The sequence below is a fragment of the Paraburkholderia sp. BR10923 genome (assembly GCF_040948765.1).
Taxonomy (GTDB): Bacteria; Pseudomonadota; Gammaproteobacteria; order Burkholderiales; family Burkholderiaceae; genus Paraburkholderia; species Paraburkholderia youngii.
This window is the reverse complement of the sequence record NZ_JBFPKO010000006.1, coordinates 322529-337440: the sequence shown is the minus strand read 5'-3', so window position 1 is coordinate 337440 and position 14912 is coordinate 322529. Positions and strand designations below refer to the sequence as shown.

15 protein-coding genes are annotated in these 14912 nt (G+C 62.7%); 5 read left to right on the top strand and 10 right to left on the bottom strand.

Annotation, left to right across the window (positions count from 1 at the left end; all coding sequences use genetic code 11):
- Positions 1-128: 128 nt before the first annotated feature.
- The gene (locus AB3X94_RS14310) at positions 129-605 is read right to left on the bottom strand and encodes a bacteriohemerythrin (RefSeq protein ID WP_176111154.1); all 477 of its coding nucleotides are present in this window, start codon (positions 603-605) and stop codon (positions 129-131) included.
- Positions 606-933: 328 nt separating this feature from the next.
- Between AB3X94_RS14310 and AB3X94_RS14305 the strand changes: the two genes are divergently transcribed.
- Together AB3X94_RS14305 and AB3X94_RS14300 are read left to right on the top strand one after the other, a co-directional pair.
- Complete coding sequence (locus AB3X94_RS14305; protein WP_176111155.1) at positions 934-2265, top strand: Rieske 2Fe-2S domain-containing protein; 1332 nt, start codon at positions 934-936, stop codon at positions 2263-2265.
- A 16-nt stretch (positions 2266-2281) separates the two neighbouring features.
- Positions 2282-3460, top strand: coding sequence for a Gfo/Idh/MocA family protein (locus AB3X94_RS14300; protein ID WP_368611873.1), 1179 nt, complete (start codon positions 2282-2284; stop codon positions 3458-3460).
- Between the two features lie 114 nt (positions 3461-3574).
- Here the strand turns inward: AB3X94_RS14300 and nadC are convergent, their stop codons facing one another.
- The 5 genes from nadC to AB3X94_RS14275 all read right to left on the bottom strand — a co-directional run bounded on the left by nadC (position 3575) and on the right by AB3X94_RS14275 (position 8823).
- A complete protein-coding gene (gene nadC, locus AB3X94_RS14295; RefSeq protein ID WP_368611872.1) occupies positions 3575-4420 on the bottom strand; it encodes a carboxylating nicotinate-nucleotide diphosphorylase in 846 nt (281 codons plus the stop codon).
- A gap of 145 nt (positions 4421-4565) precedes the next feature.
- Entirely contained in the window at positions 4566-5168 is a 603-nt protein-coding gene (locus tag AB3X94_RS14290) for a MarR family winged helix-turn-helix transcriptional regulator (RefSeq protein ID WP_176111158.1), read from the bottom strand.
- 89 nt (positions 5169-5257) lie between these two features.
- Positions 5258-6328: a porin gene (locus tag AB3X94_RS14285; protein ID WP_176111159.1), complete on the bottom strand. Its 1071-nt coding sequence runs from the start codon at positions 6326-6328 to the stop codon at positions 5258-5260.
- 109 nt (positions 6329-6437) lie between these two features.
- A complete protein-coding gene (locus AB3X94_RS14280) occupies positions 6438-7430 on the bottom strand; it encodes an ABC transporter substrate-binding protein (RefSeq protein WP_368611871.1) in 993 nt (330 codons plus the stop codon).
- A 46-nt stretch (positions 7431-7476) separates the two neighbouring features.
- Positions 7477-8823: an MFS transporter gene (locus AB3X94_RS14275; protein ID WP_368591978.1), complete on the bottom strand. Its 1347-nt coding sequence runs from the start codon at positions 8821-8823 to the stop codon at positions 7477-7479.
- Positions 8824-9034: 211 nt separating this feature from the next.
- Between AB3X94_RS14275 and AB3X94_RS14270 the strand changes: the two genes are divergently transcribed.
- The 3 genes from AB3X94_RS14270 (at position 9035) to AB3X94_RS14260 (ending at position 10664) form a co-directional block, all read left to right on the top strand.
- On the top strand, positions 9035-10003 hold the full coding sequence (locus AB3X94_RS14270) for a 2Fe-2S iron-sulfur cluster-binding protein (RefSeq protein WP_368611870.1): 969 nt from the start codon (positions 9035-9037) through the stop codon (positions 10001-10003).
- 146 nt (positions 10004-10149) lie between these two features.
- Positions 10150-10395 carry a hypothetical protein gene (locus tag AB3X94_RS14265; RefSeq protein ID WP_176111163.1) on the top strand — a complete coding sequence of 82 codons (246 nt, stop codon included), beginning with the start codon at positions 10150-10152 and terminating at the stop codon, positions 10393-10395.
- A 14-nt stretch (positions 10396-10409) separates the two neighbouring features.
- The gene (locus AB3X94_RS14260) at positions 10410-10664 is read left to right on the top strand and encodes a hypothetical protein (RefSeq protein WP_368611869.1); all 255 of its coding nucleotides are present in this window, start codon (positions 10410-10412) and stop codon (positions 10662-10664) included.
- A gap of 13 nt (positions 10665-10677) precedes the next feature.
- Here AB3X94_RS14260 and AB3X94_RS14255 read toward each other — a convergent pair whose 3' ends face one another.
- From AB3X94_RS14255 to AB3X94_RS14240, 4 genes are all read right to left on the bottom strand, one after another.
- The gene (locus AB3X94_RS14255; protein ID WP_176111164.1) at positions 10678-11799 is read right to left on the bottom strand and encodes a dihydrolipoamide acetyltransferase family protein; all 1122 of its coding nucleotides are present in this window, start codon (positions 11797-11799) and stop codon (positions 10678-10680) included.
- Between the two features lie 4 nt (positions 11800-11803).
- Positions 11804-12784 (bottom strand): alpha-ketoacid dehydrogenase subunit beta, encoded by a 981-nt coding sequence (locus tag AB3X94_RS14250; RefSeq protein ID WP_368611868.1) that lies wholly within the window; start codon positions 12782-12784, stop codon positions 11804-11806.
- Positions 12777-13892, bottom strand: a complete 1116-nt coding sequence (gene pdhA / locus AB3X94_RS14245; RefSeq protein WP_368611867.1) for a pyruvate dehydrogenase (acetyl-transferring) E1 component subunit alpha — start codon at positions 13890-13892, stop codon at positions 12777-12779. The genes AB3X94_RS14250 and pdhA overlap by 8 nt, the downstream gene beginning before the upstream one ends.
- Before the next feature lie 215 nt (positions 13893-14107).
- Complete coding sequence (locus AB3X94_RS14240) at positions 14108-14893, bottom strand: IclR family transcriptional regulator (RefSeq protein ID WP_368611866.1); 786 nt, start codon at positions 14891-14893, stop codon at positions 14108-14110.
- Between the last annotated feature and the right edge of the window lie 19 nt (positions 14894-14912).

Below are 14912 nucleotides of genomic sequence, written 5' to 3'. Positions count from 1 at the left end.
AAGGACGCTACGGAAATCAACCGCTCGCGAGATTTTGCGGCGGGAACTACGCGACATGGGTTGAGCCAGCAGTCTGCCGGCTACAACTTATGGCGCCCAGTGTATTTCGACGGTCGAAACGGCAAACTTCAAATCGTCCGTCTTAACACAACAGGCTTTCCACCCATCGTCTGTTTGGTCATCCATGCGGCAAGCGCCGAATCCAGGTAGTCGGCGTGTCCGGGAAACCAGTTGTACAGATGCATGCCGATGTCATGCACCAGCGCGCAACCAGCCTGCCCTGCTTCGACCGCTGCTTTAACGTCCCGCACTGACTTCAGCACGGCTTCGTGTTCTTCGATGTGGCAATCGCGCGGGGGAAAGTTGGTCGTGCGCATCCATTCGTCTTCCTGCTCGAAATGGCTGACGGCGTGTTTTTCGAATTCCTCGATCGCGGCAAGGGCGCTCGCATCGGTGCAGGTCACGAGCCGTAGCGCGACTTCGTAGAATTCCTTATGCACGTCATCCATCGGCGTGAAGCCGAGTAGCCGTGCGTCTGACCACACAAGACTGTTGTCACTTTCCCGCACAGGGGCTTCGACATCTTTCAATTCAGAGTCTGTCATGTCCGTTCAATCCGGCTTTATCAAGGGCTCTATCATAGCCGTCCAACATAGAACGCCGCGAATTTGCCAGCGTTCCAACATCAGCGTGGCTTGAATCCTTTCGTCTTTCGAGACTAGCCGGGTGGAACACCAGCGCCTCGCAAATCCGATCCATCGGCGATGAATCCCGCCACTTCATATTAGAGATCGAATATTCCTGAGCCAGGGTCGCTTTCGACCATACGTACTTTCCCGGATGTCTCGAAAGGCTCTTGCCATTTTCACTAGATATCTAATATAGTTGAGCAACCCCTGTTGATGAAGGCGAGCTTTCGCCGGGAGACATTACATGCTGACCCACCAAGAAAATGAATTGCTGTGCCGCGTCGAAGGCGATGCCCCGATGGGCCAACTGATGCGCCGGCACTGGACGCCGGTTTGCCTCATCGAAGAAGTCAGCGAGCCGGATGGCGCGCCGGTCAAAGCGCGCGTATTTGGCGAGGACCTCGTTGTATTCCGGGACTCGGAAGGCAGCGTTGGCGTGCTGGACGAGTACTGCCCGCACCGTCGCGCATCGCTCGTCTACGGCCGCAATGAAGACTCCGGCCTGCGCTGCCTGTATCACGGCTGGAAGTTCGACGTCTCGGGCAACGTGCTTGAAATGGTGTCCGAGCCGGCAGCGAGCTGCATGACCGACAAGGTCAAGCACAAGGCCTACCCGGTGCAGGAATGGGGAGGCATGGTATGGGCATATATGGGCCCGCAAGACGCGATCCCCGAATTCGTGCCGCCGGCCTGGGCGCCGACTTCCGACACCCGCGTTAGCATCGCCAAGGCGCTGCTGCCGTGCAATTGGGCGCAAATCCTCGAAGGCGCGATCGACTCCGCGCACAGCTCCAGCCTGCATTCGTCGGACTTCGTGCCGGCGCGCGTGGGCGGCGCCGAAGCGACCGCGAAGAACTGGTTGCGCCCGTCCACCGACAAGGCCCCGCGCCTGCAGGTCGAGCGCACCGACTACGGCTTCCGTTACGCCGCGCTGCGCCGCCCGATCTTCAACGCCAACACGCACGACTACGTGCGCTCCACGGTGTTCGTGGCGCCGGGAACGGTGCTGATTCCGCCGAACAACCTGTACAACGTTGCGAACATCAACGTGCCGATGGACGACACGAACACGGCGTTCTACTTCATCGCCTGGGGCGATCCGGAGACGACGCCGGAAACCGAAACTTGGCGCAAGTTCCTGCGTCAGCAGGTCGGCGTTGACCTCGACCAGTACTATCGCCCGCTGCGCAATCACGACAACCGCTTCTGGCAAGACCGCCAGGCGATGAAGGCTGGCAATTTCACCGGCATTTCGGGCTTCCCGAACCAGGACATTGCGATGTGGGTCACGATGGGCCCGATTGCGAACCGCTCGGACGAGCGCCTCGGCGCGAGCGATCTCGCCATCGTCGAATTCCGTCGCCGCATGATCGATGCGCTCGCCGAATTCGAGAAAGATGGCGACGCAATCGGCACCGGTGCAAAAGCGATTCCCCGCGAAGTGTGTTCGTACCAGGCAGTCGTGCCGAAGGAAATCGACTGGCGCACGTATGCCGCGCGTTACGTCAGCAAGAAGAATCCGGAACCGGCCGACCAGCCGTCCGCGCTCGCAACGGACTATCAGGTCAAGCAATAACGGGAGGCACACGGCCATGGAGCAGCGCCGTTTGCGCATCGGGGTCGCAGGACTGGGACGGGCATTCTCGCTGATGCTGCCGACCTTCCTGCGCGACCCCAGAGTCCAGCTCGTCGCTGCGTGCGATCCGCGTGACGAAGCGCGGCGGCAGTTCGCCGCCGACTTCGCGGCGCCCACCTATGCGGACGTGGCGGAGTTGGCGGCTGACCCCAACGTCGAGATCATCTACGTTGCGAGTCCGCACCAGTTCCACGCGCAGCACACTGAAATTGCCGCGGCAAAAGGCAAGCACGTGCTGGTCGAAAAGCCGATGGCGCTCGCCGCTGCGGACTGCGATCGCATGATCGCCGCATGCCGCGCAGCGAACGTGCATCTGATCGTCGGCCATTGCCATAGTTTCGACACGCCGTACCTGCGTACGCGCGAATTGATCGGACGTGGCGATTTCGGCGCGGTGAAAATGATCCAGGCCGTCAACTACACCGACTATCTGTATCGCCCGCGCCGGCCCGAGGAGCTGGCCACGGCTGAAGGTGGCGGCGCCGTCTTCAGCCAGGCGGCTCATCAGGTGGATATCGTGCGAATGCTCGCCGGCTCGCGCGCGACGCGGCTGCGCGCGAGCGTGGGACGGTGGGATCCGTCCCGCCCGACCGAAGGCGCCTATTCGGCGCTGATCTGGTTCGAGAACGGTGCTTATGCCTCGCTCTCGTACAACGGCTATGGCCACTTCAACACCGAAGAGTGGAGCGGCTGGATCGGCGAAATGGGCGATCGTACGAGCCCCGACACGTACGGCAGCGCCCGCCGCCGTCTGGAGACGCTCGCGTCCTCGGGCGACGAGGCCAGGCTCAAAGCGGCCGGCACCTACGGCGGTTCCGCATACAAGCCGCCAACGGCCGACGCGCACGAGCCGCCGCGTTTTCATCAGCATTTCGGCCCGATCATCGTCTCGTGCGAACGCGCCGACCTGCGCCCGCTGCCCGATTCGATCGTCGTCTACGGCGACGAGAAGCGCCATACGCTGCCGCTGTCTGCGCCCGCCGTGCCGCGCGCCGAAGTCATCGACGAGTTGTATGGCGCGGTCGTGGACGCACGCTCGCCCCTTCACGATGGCGAATGGGCGAAGGGCACGCTGGAAATCTGTATCGCGATTCTGAAGTCGAGCGAAACGGGCGCAGATGTGACGCTTGGATAGTTCGAGGTAAGCGCAAAAACCCTCGTTTTGAACTGCGCCATGCACAGTTCAAACGAGGGATTTTTTTATCGGCGCTTCCTTCTACGGAGCGCACACATGCGCCCCGACCTCCGCTTATCCGGCGAACGCCGCGAAGCGCAGTGAAAAATCGATCGCCCTGATGTTCTTCGTCAGCTTGCCCAACGAAATACGGTCCACGCCGGTTTCGGCAATCGTTCGCAGCGTCCGCTCGGTCACACCGCCAGAGACTTCCAGCTCGGCGCGCCCCGCGGTGACACGCACAGCCTCGCGCATCGATTCGATCGAGAAATTGTCGAGCAGAATCGCCGCGGCACCACCAGCCAACGCTTCCGTTAATTCATCGAGCGTCTCGACCTCGACCTGCACGGGCACACCTGCACCCAATGCTTCGGTAGCGCGAAGGGTCGACGCAATGCCGCCACCCGCCGCGATGTGGTTTTCCTTGATCAGGATTCCGTCGTACAGCCCCCGACGATGGTTTTCGCCGCCGCCAACCCGAACTGCGTATTTTTGCGCGAGGCGCAATCCTGGAAGCGTTTTTCGCGTGTCGAGAATCCGCGCAGAGGTGCCTTCGACGATTCGCGTCATCACGCTCGTCTCGGTGGCCACGCCAGAAAGCAACTGAATGAAGTTGAGCGCGGTGCGCTCGGCGGTGAGCATGCCGCGCGCCGGACCAGCGATCCGGCAGACGGTCTGCCCTTCGTGCATCCGTTCGCCCTCGCCGACCAACCATTCAATCGTGATGCGCGGGTCGACCTGCTGCAGTGTTTCATCGAACCACGGTCTGCCGCACAACAGCGCAGGTTCACGCACCGTCAAGACCCCTTCGGCTGAAGCGTCGGGGTCGATCAGTAGCGACGTCCAGTCGGCCTCGCCGACATCTTCCGTGAGCGCATCGCGGACGTTGCGCGTCATCGCCGCGCGGGTCATTCCATCCATTCCAGATCCGTATGTATTGAGCGAGGGAGCAGCAGCATGCCGTGGCCTGCCGTCGTGCCTGTCGTGGACTTGGCACGCCCGCCAATATTATTAGATCTATAATGAATTTGCCACTCGGGAATGACCCGAAACGCCGAGCCGCGTGTCAATCCTGATCGACTTCTTCCCCGCGCGCCGCGATCAGATTCCCCACTTCCCGAGTCGACGGAATACGCAGCGCCGGGTCGTCCGACTCCGATTCGTCGCGTGCCATGTTCTCGATGATCGTCAGCAGAACCTTGCGGGCGACGTTGATCTCGGTGGCTTTCAGGCCCCGGACGCTAATTTCGTTGACTTCTTCCGCGAGCGGGACGAGTTTGTGTTTCAGGCTCCGTCCGCGCGGCGTCAGATAGACGTGCGTGTTCTTGCGATTGCCGGGCTCGTAGCGGCGCTCGACATAGCCGAGCTTTTCCATTGCGGACACCGCACTGAACGTGGTGGGGGTGGTGGTGCCGGTCTCGTCGCTGAGCTCCTTCTGCGTCAGCCCGTCGGTGACCCATAGCACGCGCAGATACGCCCAGTGGCCGAACGAGACTTCATGCTGCGCCAGGCGCATTTGCAGACCGCGAATCATCGCGCGGCCCGCATCCTTCACCAGGTGAGCGAGACGATCGTCCGGTACCGCCTCACGCCAGTGCCGCAGAATGGGGTCCTCGCTCGCGACCCCGCCCTTGCCCTTGCCTTTGCCCGAAGTACGTGCCGCTGCCATGCCTTCCTCGCTGTTATTGTGATCACACCGCTGATAATCATAGCGCTTTAGCCCGCGCGAGAGGCACTGGAGCGCAGCGCCCGGACCGCTCAGAAGGTGTGGCGAATGCCCACGGTCACGCCCGCCTGGTCCATGCCTGGCGCAATGTCCACGCCCGTGCCGCGAATACCGACATTGGAAAACGAACGATTGGAGACATACGCCCCTTCCGCATACACGTCGGTGCGCTTGGACAGCGAGTAGTCGACGAGCAATGCCCCCATCGTCGGGCCGCCGTGCGGATTGCGAAACTGCGTGTGATAGACGCTGGCGGAAATGGAAAGCGGTGCATTCACCCTCCAGGTCACGCCGCCCCAGTAGAGCAGCGAACTCGGCGGCGCATCCGTATTGCGCGTGTTCAGCCAGCGCAGGCCAGCCAGCGTCGTAACCGGCCCGAAGTCGTACGAGAGGCCGAGCAGCGCGCGCTGCTGCGCGTTGCTCTGGGTCGCGATCGAGGTGCCCTGCAACTGGTCGTACGTCAGGCCGATGCTGAACGGCCCGCGGTCATACAGCACCGCCGCGCTCATTTCGCGGCCCACTTTCGTTGCGCCGGGCACATTCCCACCGTTCGGAATCGTCGCGTCGAACCCAGTGCTATACAGTGCCGCGAATGTAACGCCGCCGAGATGCACGCCATAGCGCACCGAGTTGTCCGCGCGGTTCACGAACTGGCTGTCCATGCTTTGCGCGGAGTAGCTGGGGTTGAACGTCAGCGCGTCGTACTTGTACATCAACTCGTAAAGCAGGTTCTGGTGACGTCCGAGCGTGAGCGTGCCGTACGGCGTCGAGACGCCAACGAATGCCTTGCGGCCGAACAGCCGTCCGCTCTGACCCAGCGCGCCGGTGTTTACGTTGAAGCCGCCCTCCAGCGTAAACAGGGCCTTGTAGCCGCCGCCGAGATCCTCCGAGCCCTTGAGCCCCCAGCGCGATCCGGCGAGATTGCCCGACTGCTCGCGGATCACCGAGCCTGTCTGTTTGCCTTGGGTCACCCGGTTGACGTACTCGACGCCCGCATCGACGATGCCGTACAGCGTAACCGAACTCTGCGCATGGGCCGCCGTGCAGGCGAGCGTCAGCAACCCGCCGCAGGCGAGCGGGAATGTGTGTCTCTTCATTTTCATCTCTATTCTGGACGACTGATTATTCTGGATGCGTTGTTGCCTTCCGCGCATCCATCGCGCACCCAGCACCTGCCGGATGCGCGACGGCGCGAACAACCGCCGCGAGGGATCAGATCTTGAATCGCTCCAGGCTGGCCGGGTGGAACAGTTCGGCAGGCTCGAGGCGTCGGCTCGACAATCCCTCGGCGTGGTGCTGCGAGAGAAAGCGGTCGATCACGTGTTCATTGTTGGCGAATCCATACGACCAGAAGTCGTGCCCCATCAGACGCCGCGCATTGCGCAACTGGTCCTCGATGAACGGCAGCGTCACCTTGGTCGCCGAGGTGTCGCTCAAACGGGACAGCGCGACTTCCTTCGATTGCTCGAACGCCTTCGCGATCGCACCGGGCAGCCACGGGTGCTGATCCGCGAGCGTCTTGCGAATGCCCAGGGTGTGCATGATCGGGAAAAGCTTCCTGCGCTCGTACCATTGGGCGGCGCTCTCTTGCGGATCATCGAAAAGGTACTTGACCCTCGGATGCCCACGGTCGAAGCACGACGGCGCGCGCGGTCCGATCACGCCGTCAATCTCGCCATTGGCCAGCAGATTCGAGATCGTTTGTCCTTCTGGCGCGTTTTCCAGCACGACGCCTTCGGGAAGCTTCAGCGCAATCTTCTCAACGCGCGTCGGATCCTCGTAGCCGCCCCGCACCCAGCGGATATCCGATGCTTTCACGCCGTATTCTTCTTCGAGAAAGAGCCGCACCCATACGTTGGCGGTCAGCTGATATTCCGGCACGCCGATGCGTTTGCCCTTCAGGTCTTCGGGCCGGTTGATCCCACGGTCTGAACGCACGTAGATCGAGCTGTGGCGGAATGCGCGCGACGGAAAAACCGGCACCGCGATGTAGGGCGACGTGCCCGCGGCCGTCTTCACCGAATAGCTGCTGAGCGACAGCTCACAAATGTCGTAATCCGCGTGCCGGAACGCACGAAAGAAGATTTCCTCCGGGTCCTGCAGCATGAACACGGGGTCGACACCGTCGATCTGCACGTCGCCGTCGATCAGCGGTCGCATCCGGTCATAGTTGCCCACCGCGATGGAAAGTTGAAGCTTGCTCATTCCTGCTCCTGTCTGACTGTCAAAATGCTGGTCGTCGCGTGCATCGTCACGCGCCGGATTGCTGTGCCTGCCGCTCGCGCGGCACGCCGAAGAAGACGGCGATGCCGCCGATGAAAACGAGCGCCGCGACCAGCAGGATGCCGGCCGAGAAGCTGCCGGTCGCGCTCTTCACCCAGCCGAGGACTATTGGTGCGAAGAAAGCGCCCACCTGACCGAGACTGCTGATCACGCCGATACCGCCGGCGGCCGCCGCGCCCTTCAGGTAGTTCGGCGGAATGGTCCAGATAATGGCTGCGGCCGCGAAATAGCTCACCGAAACGAGGCTCAGGCACGCGATGGCGGCAACCGAATTGTTCGTCAGAACCGTCAGGAGCACCGCGCCCGTGGCGCCCGCCGTCGTCGACAGCACGAAGTGCCAGCGACGCTCGAGCCGCAGGTCGGAGCTGCGTGCGATCAGCAGCATGGCGACCGCGCCGACGATATAAGGCAGCGCCGACAGGAAGCCGATGTGCAGCAGGTTCGAAACGCCTGACTGCTTGATGATCGTGGGCGTCCAGTAGTTGAGGATGGTTCCGCAGATGGGTACCGTGGCCCAGCCCGCAGCAATCACGTACACGCGCGGGTCGCGCAGCGCCGCGAGGAGCGTGCTCGGCGAGTTATGCGGCTTGCTGCGACCTTCCTCGTCGAGCGCGCCGATGACGATTCGTTTTTGATCCTCGGTCAGCCACCTCGCATCCTGCGGTCGGTCGATCAGGTAGAAGTAGGCAACGACACCGGCAATCACGGCCGGCAAGCCTTCAAGGAAGAACAGCCACTGCCAGTTGCGAAAACCCCAGACGTCCATGAAGTTTTGCAGGATGAACCCAGAAAGCGGGCCGCCGATAATCCCCGCAACCGCGATCGCCAGCAGGAACCGCGATGTGATACGAGCGCGGCGCTTCGCCGGATACCAGTACGACAGATAAAGGATGATGCCGGGCCAAAAGCCCGCTTCGGCCGCGCCGAGGAGCGTGCGCGCGAGATAGAACTGCCACGGAGCGGTCATGAAAGCCATGGCAGTGGAGATGCCGCCCCACAGCAGCATGATCCGGGTGACGGTCTTGCGGGCGCCAATGCGCCGCAGCAGCAGCGTGCTCGGCACTTCGAGCAGGATGTAGCCGATAAAGAACAGACTCACGCCGAGCCCGTACGCCGCGTCGCTCAAACCGAGATCGTGCTTCAGTTGTAGCTGCGCGAAGCTGACGTTGACGCGATCGAGATAGTTGAGGACCCAGCACAGGAAAAGAAAGCTCATGAGCCGCAGCGTGATCTTGCGGTATGTCGCCTCCTCCGCCGCCGAATCGGCTATGGCAGACAGGGATAGGTCCCCTGAGTGCAACGTTGAATGTGCCATGACTGAATCTCTCCGAATTTCTTTCTGGATAGTTTGATTAGAGCTCTAATATTCAGGTTACGGCGGCTTTATGTCCCTGACAAGCACGGGTTTATACCGAGAGCAACACCGCTAAAAATCGTACTCCTTGACTTGCATCATTAGAGATCTAGCAATAAGATGCGTCCATGTTGATGCAACGCAAGACTGGACTGGTCAGAAGGAGACAGACATGACGCCCCCACTCGAAGACGGTTTTCTTCGACTGAAGATTGCCGGCAAGGAGAAGATCGCCCGTGACATCTGGCGCTTTGAACTGACCGACCCGCAAGGCGCGCCGCTGCCGGCGTTCGAGGCGGGCGCGAACTTGACCGTCGTGGTGCCCAACGGTTCGCGACGCAGTTATTCGCTGTGCAATGACTCGCAGGAGCGTCATCGCTACGTCATCGCGGTCAAGAGCGACAGCAACGGACGCGGCGGTTCGATGAGCTTCATCGACGATACGGCCGAGGGCGACGCCGTGGACGTCTCCTTGCCCCGCAACGAGTTTCCCCTCGATGAGCGCGCCAAGTCATTCGTTCTCGTCGCGGGCGGCATCGGTATCACGCCTATGTTGTCGATGGCGCGGCAGTTGCGGGCGGAAGGCCTGCGCTCGTTCAAGCTGTACTACCTCGCCCGCGATCCGGAAGGCACGGCGTTCTTCGATGAACTGACCAGCGACGAATGGCGTTCTGACGTGAAGATTCATCACGATTACGGAGACCCGTCGAAAGCATTCGACTTCTGGCCCGTATTCGAGCGGTCGAAGTCGGCACAACACGTGTACTGCTGCGGCCCGCAGGCGCTGATGGACACCGTGCGGGACATGACCGGCCACTGGCCGTCGGGCACGGTGCACTTCGAGAGCTTCGGCGCAAGCAATGCGAATGCGCGCGAAAGCGCGCCGTTCACCGTGCGGCTATCGCGCAGCGGCACTTCGTTCGACATTCCGGCCGATCGCTCGATCCTCGAGGTGCTGCGCGACGCCAACGTGCGCGTGCCGAGTTCGTGCGAAAGCGGCACCTGCGGCTCGTGCAAGACAGCGTTGTGCTCAGGAGAGGCGGATCATCGGGACATGGTGCTGCGCGACGACGAGAAAGATACGCAGATCATGGTATGCGTGTCGCGAGCGAAATCCGCGGAGCTGGTTCTGGATCTTTGAATATTGCCCGTTCCGCGTGCTGGCCCTGATTCAGGAAATCCTGACGGCCGAAATCAGCGCTTCCTGAGACGACATTCCGCCCGCGCCGATTGGACGCACGCGCCGATCTCCATAGCATCGACTCATCGGATATCGAAGGGAAAATCATGGCGGGCAACAGGTCACTGCGTTCCGAGGTCGAAAAACTCGTTGGCCCGACGCGAGGCCGCGGAGCGTGCGTGCGTCTGCTCGACCGCTGCCGCTCGGGCGGCACATGCCGCGTGTGCATCCAGATCGATCGGCCGTCCGGAACGTTTTCACTCTTCTTCTTTCGCCATGCCGACGGCACATGGCACGTGTTCCCGCCGGGCCTGCGCCGTCCGGAAATGGGGATAGGCCGCCTGGCTGCCTGATCGTTCATCAATCGATGAAACGTCACATCGTCGGGCGCTATCGCGGATTCGTTATCGAAGCGCACATGGAGCCACGCACGGCCCGTTTGTCCGATGGAATCGCGCTGACCTATCGCGTCACGTGGTCGTTACGCAGAAGGACACGAAAACAACACGTCACCGGTGACTTCGCCGATCCCGTTACATACGAGTCGGAGAGCGTTGCCCTCACGAACATCGACCGCGAGGCCCGCGCTCTTATCGATGCGATGCTGGCGAATCACGCCTAGCACACGCTAACCGCTACCCCGCGTTCTGCAGATCCGCGATCGTCGCCGCCAGGAAGCGCGCCGCCTCGCCGCCTGTTACGACGCGATGATCGAACGTCAGGCTGAGCGGCAAGATCCGGTGCACGGCAGGCGCGCCGTCTGCCGCGACGACCTGTTCGTGGATGCGCCCCGCGCCGAGGATCGCGACGGTGGGCGGCACGACGATGGGCGCCGCGTACTTCCCCGAAATCATCCCGAAGTTCGACAGCGTGATCGTGTTGCCGCGCATTTCTTCCGGCGGAATCTTGCGCGCGCGGATATCCGCGCGCATCCGGTCGAGACCGCCGCGCAGATCCGCCGCATCGCGATGCGCGACGTCGCGCAGCACCGGCACGAAAAGCCCATCGGGCAGATCGACGGCAATGCCGAGATCGATCTTCTCAAGGACGTGGCGTCGCCCCGTATGTCCGTCGAACCATGCGTTCAGTGCCGGCTCGGCGCGGCAGCCCGCGACCAGCGCGCGGATCAGGCGGATCGTCACATCGGTGTGCGGCGGCCACGCGTGAATATCGGCATCGTCGATCACGGTCGCGGCGGCCACTTCGCTTTGCGCTCGCGCCATGTTGTGCGCCATCGCACGCCGCACGCCGCGCAGCACTTCGGCCGGACCGACTTCGCCAAGTATCTTCGCGACGCGCTGTACGTCGGCCGCCGTGATGACGCCTTCCGGGCCGGACGGCGTCACCATCGAAAGATCGACATCCAGCTTGCGAGCCAGCGCGCGCGCCGCCGGAATCGCCTTGATCACACCGCCGCCCGCGCTGACGCCACCGCCCGTGCCAGGCGACGCAGGCGCGTCCTGCACGACATGCTGGCCAACTTCCATATGGCCGACGACAGTGCCCGCGTCTGCATCATCGGCCTCGCCCTCGAACGCGACGAGCGGCGCGCCCAGATGCACGATATCGCCCGTCCGTCCGAACAGCTTCGTGATGCGGCCGGATTGCGGCGACGGAATCTCGACGATCGCCTTCGCCGTTTCGACCGACAGCAACGGTTGATCCGCCCGCACTTCATCGCCGTCGCTCACATGCCATTCGACGATTTCCGCTTCCTGCAAGCCTTCGCCGAGGTCCGGCAGTTTGAAGATTTTCATGGCTTTATGACGCCTCCATAGCTTGCCGCACCGCGGCGACGATGCGCGAGGCACCAGGCATGTATTGATTCTCGAGCCGGTACAGCGGCACCACGACGTCGTAGCCGGTCACGCGCTGCACAGGCGCGAGCAGCGAATAAAGTCCGCGCTCGGCGATATTGGCGGCGATCTCCGCGCCGATGCCGCCCGTGCGCGAACCCTCGTGCACGATCACGCAGCGACCCGTCTTCGCGACCGAGGCCAGGATCGTGTTCATGTCGATCGGCTTGAGCGTCGCGACGTCGATCACTTCGGCCATCACGCCTTCCTGCGCGAGCAGATCGGCGGCGCCCAGTGCGTCCTGCACGGCACCGCCCCAGCACACCAGCGTCACATCCGAGCCGTCGCGCAGCGTAAAGCAGGTGTCGAGCGGCAGCCCTTCGCCGTTGTCTTCCACTGTCTGCCGGTACAGCCGATAGAGGCGCGTCGGCTCGAAGAAGATCACCGGGTCGGGATCGCGAATCGCGGCCAGCAACAGCCCGTACGCGCGCGCCGGCGACGAAGGCGTGACAACGCGCAAGCCGGGAATGTGCGCGAACAGCGCTTCGGGGTTTTCGGAGTGATGCTCGGGCGCATGGATGCCTGCGCCGCACGGCGTGCGGATCACGAGCGGACAGGTGAGGCGTCCGCGGGTCCGATGCCGCAGACGCGACGCATGATTGAGCACGTGATCGATCGCCGGATACAGAAACCCGCTGAACTGGATCTCGGCAACGGGCTTCAGTCCCATCGCCGCCATGCCGATCGCGGTGCCCGCGATCGCTGCCTCGGCGAGCGGCGTGTCGAGCACGCGTTGCGTGCCGAAGCGTGCCTGCAGGCCGACCGTCGCCCGAAACACGCCGCCGTTCACGCCGATGTCCTCGCCGAGCAGCACGACGGCGGGATCGTGCTCGAGTTCGTACGCGAGCGCCAGATTGAGCGCATCGATCATGTTCAGATCAGCCATGGCCGGTGCCTCCGTTCTGACCATGCCGACCATTGCCCGCGATCGGCGCGAATCGCTGCGCGCTTTCCAGTTGCTCACGCATGGCATGCGGCAGCGTCTCGTACAGGTGATCGAACATCGCGGAAGTATCGGGGGGCGGCACAGCCAGATACGCCTCGACGGCTGCCTCGACCTGCGCGTGACACGCCCGGCCGAGTTGCTCGTCCTGCGCTTTGTCCCAGAAGTTCATCCGCATCAGATACTTGCGCAAACGCAGCAGCGGCTCTTGTTCCCATTGCTTCTGAATCTCATCCGAGTCGCGATAGCGCGTTGCATCGTCGGCCGTCGTGTGATCGCCGAGTCGATAGGTGAGCGCTTCGATCAGCGTCGGGCCGTCGCCTCGGCGCGCTTTCGCGAGTGCCGCATGCATCACGTGATGCACGGCGATCACGTCGTTGCCGTCGACCTGCAAGCCGTCGATGCCCGCCGCGATTGCCTTCTGCGCGAGCGTCTGCGCCGCGCTCTGCGTGCTGCGCGGCACCGAGATCGCCCACTGGTTGTTGTTGATGACGAGCACGAGCGGGGCCTGCCAGACGCCCGCCATGTTCATCGCTTCGTAGAAGTCGCCCTTCGATGTGCTGCCATCGCCGCAGATCGTCACGGCGACGCGCGGCTCGCCGCGCAGCTTGAACGCGTAGGCCGCGCCGGCGGCATGACACACCTGGGTGCCGATAGGAACGCAATTTGGAAAGTCGAGCCGCGGCACGCTGAAGTCGCTGCCGCGTTCGTCACCGCCCCAATACAAGAGACTTTCCGTCATCGTGACGCCGCGCAGCAATTGCGCCGCATGATCGCGATATGAAGGGAACAGCACGTCATCGGCCTGCATCGCGCTCGCGACGCCCACCCCGATCGCCTCCTGCCCCACCGACGATGCAAACGTGCCGAGCTTGCCAGTGCGCTGCAGCGCGACCGCTTTGGTATCGAATGCGCGGGTCAGCACCATCGCGCGATAGAGGGAAATCAGCGCCTCGGGTTCCCGCGCAAAGGCCGGCAATGGCTGCACGGGCTCGCTTTCGGGCCCGAGATATCGCGTATACCCGATGTGAAAACTGGCAGTCGTGGTCATGACCGCCCTCCCTATTCTTCCGATGCCGAACGCGTGCAGGAGATCACGTGCACAACCCGTGCCTGTAGGCGCGGAAGTGCCGGCGCCCTGAACGGCGGTTCGGGCGGCTTATCGTTTGACAGGGAAAGCGGGGATAAGGTGCGAAATTTTCTGCTGCGTAGTACGCGTCAATGCAGGTGGAGAAGCATGCGCGGAGGGATGTGCCCGCAAATTCTTCATCCCTTGCCGAGCGGCGGCCGACTCGGAAATCCCGCCATATTGCTCAGCTGAGCCAGTTCATTCGTTGCGTCGTGCAGCAGAATCGAGTACTCGTGAATCTTCCCGGTCGTCAGCCGCACCCGCGGACCGGCCAAACTGATGACGCCGACGCAGCGCGAGCCGCTCACCACGGGCACCGCCACCGCAGACATACGCGGGGCAAACACCTCGTCGATCATCGCATAGCCACGCACGCGCGCAGCGTGCAGGAAGCCCAGCAGCGCTTTGAGCGTCGTCGGCGCATTGGGTCCAAACTCGTTCGGCTGTCCGAAACCCTGCTTCAATACCAGCGCGGCCGCCTGCTCATCGGTCATTGTCATCAGCCATGCGTGTCCGGTCGACGTGCATGAAAGTCGTGCTGCCTGGCCCATGTCAGGATCGTAGCGAAAGCCGATGCGCTGTCCGTCCGCCTTCCCCACCCAGATGATTGCTTCGCCGTCCACCAGCGACAGCCGCGCCAGCTCACCTGTCTGCGCAGCGACGCGTTCGATGATTGGCTGGGCGATATCCGCGATGCCCGTCAGGCTCAAAAATTCCAGCCCGTTCGACGTCATGCGCATGGTCAGAATGTAGCGGCTGTGATCGACCAGTTGCCTGACATAGCCGCCTTCGATGAGCTCGGCGAGCAGCCGGTGGCAGCTGCTGCGTGGCAGCGACAAAGCGTCGGCAATGGCCAGAAGGCCCGCGCCTTCGGGTTGCGACGCCAGGAAATCAAGAACTCTCAGGCCGTTTTTGAGCGACATTTTCGCGCGATTTCCATTA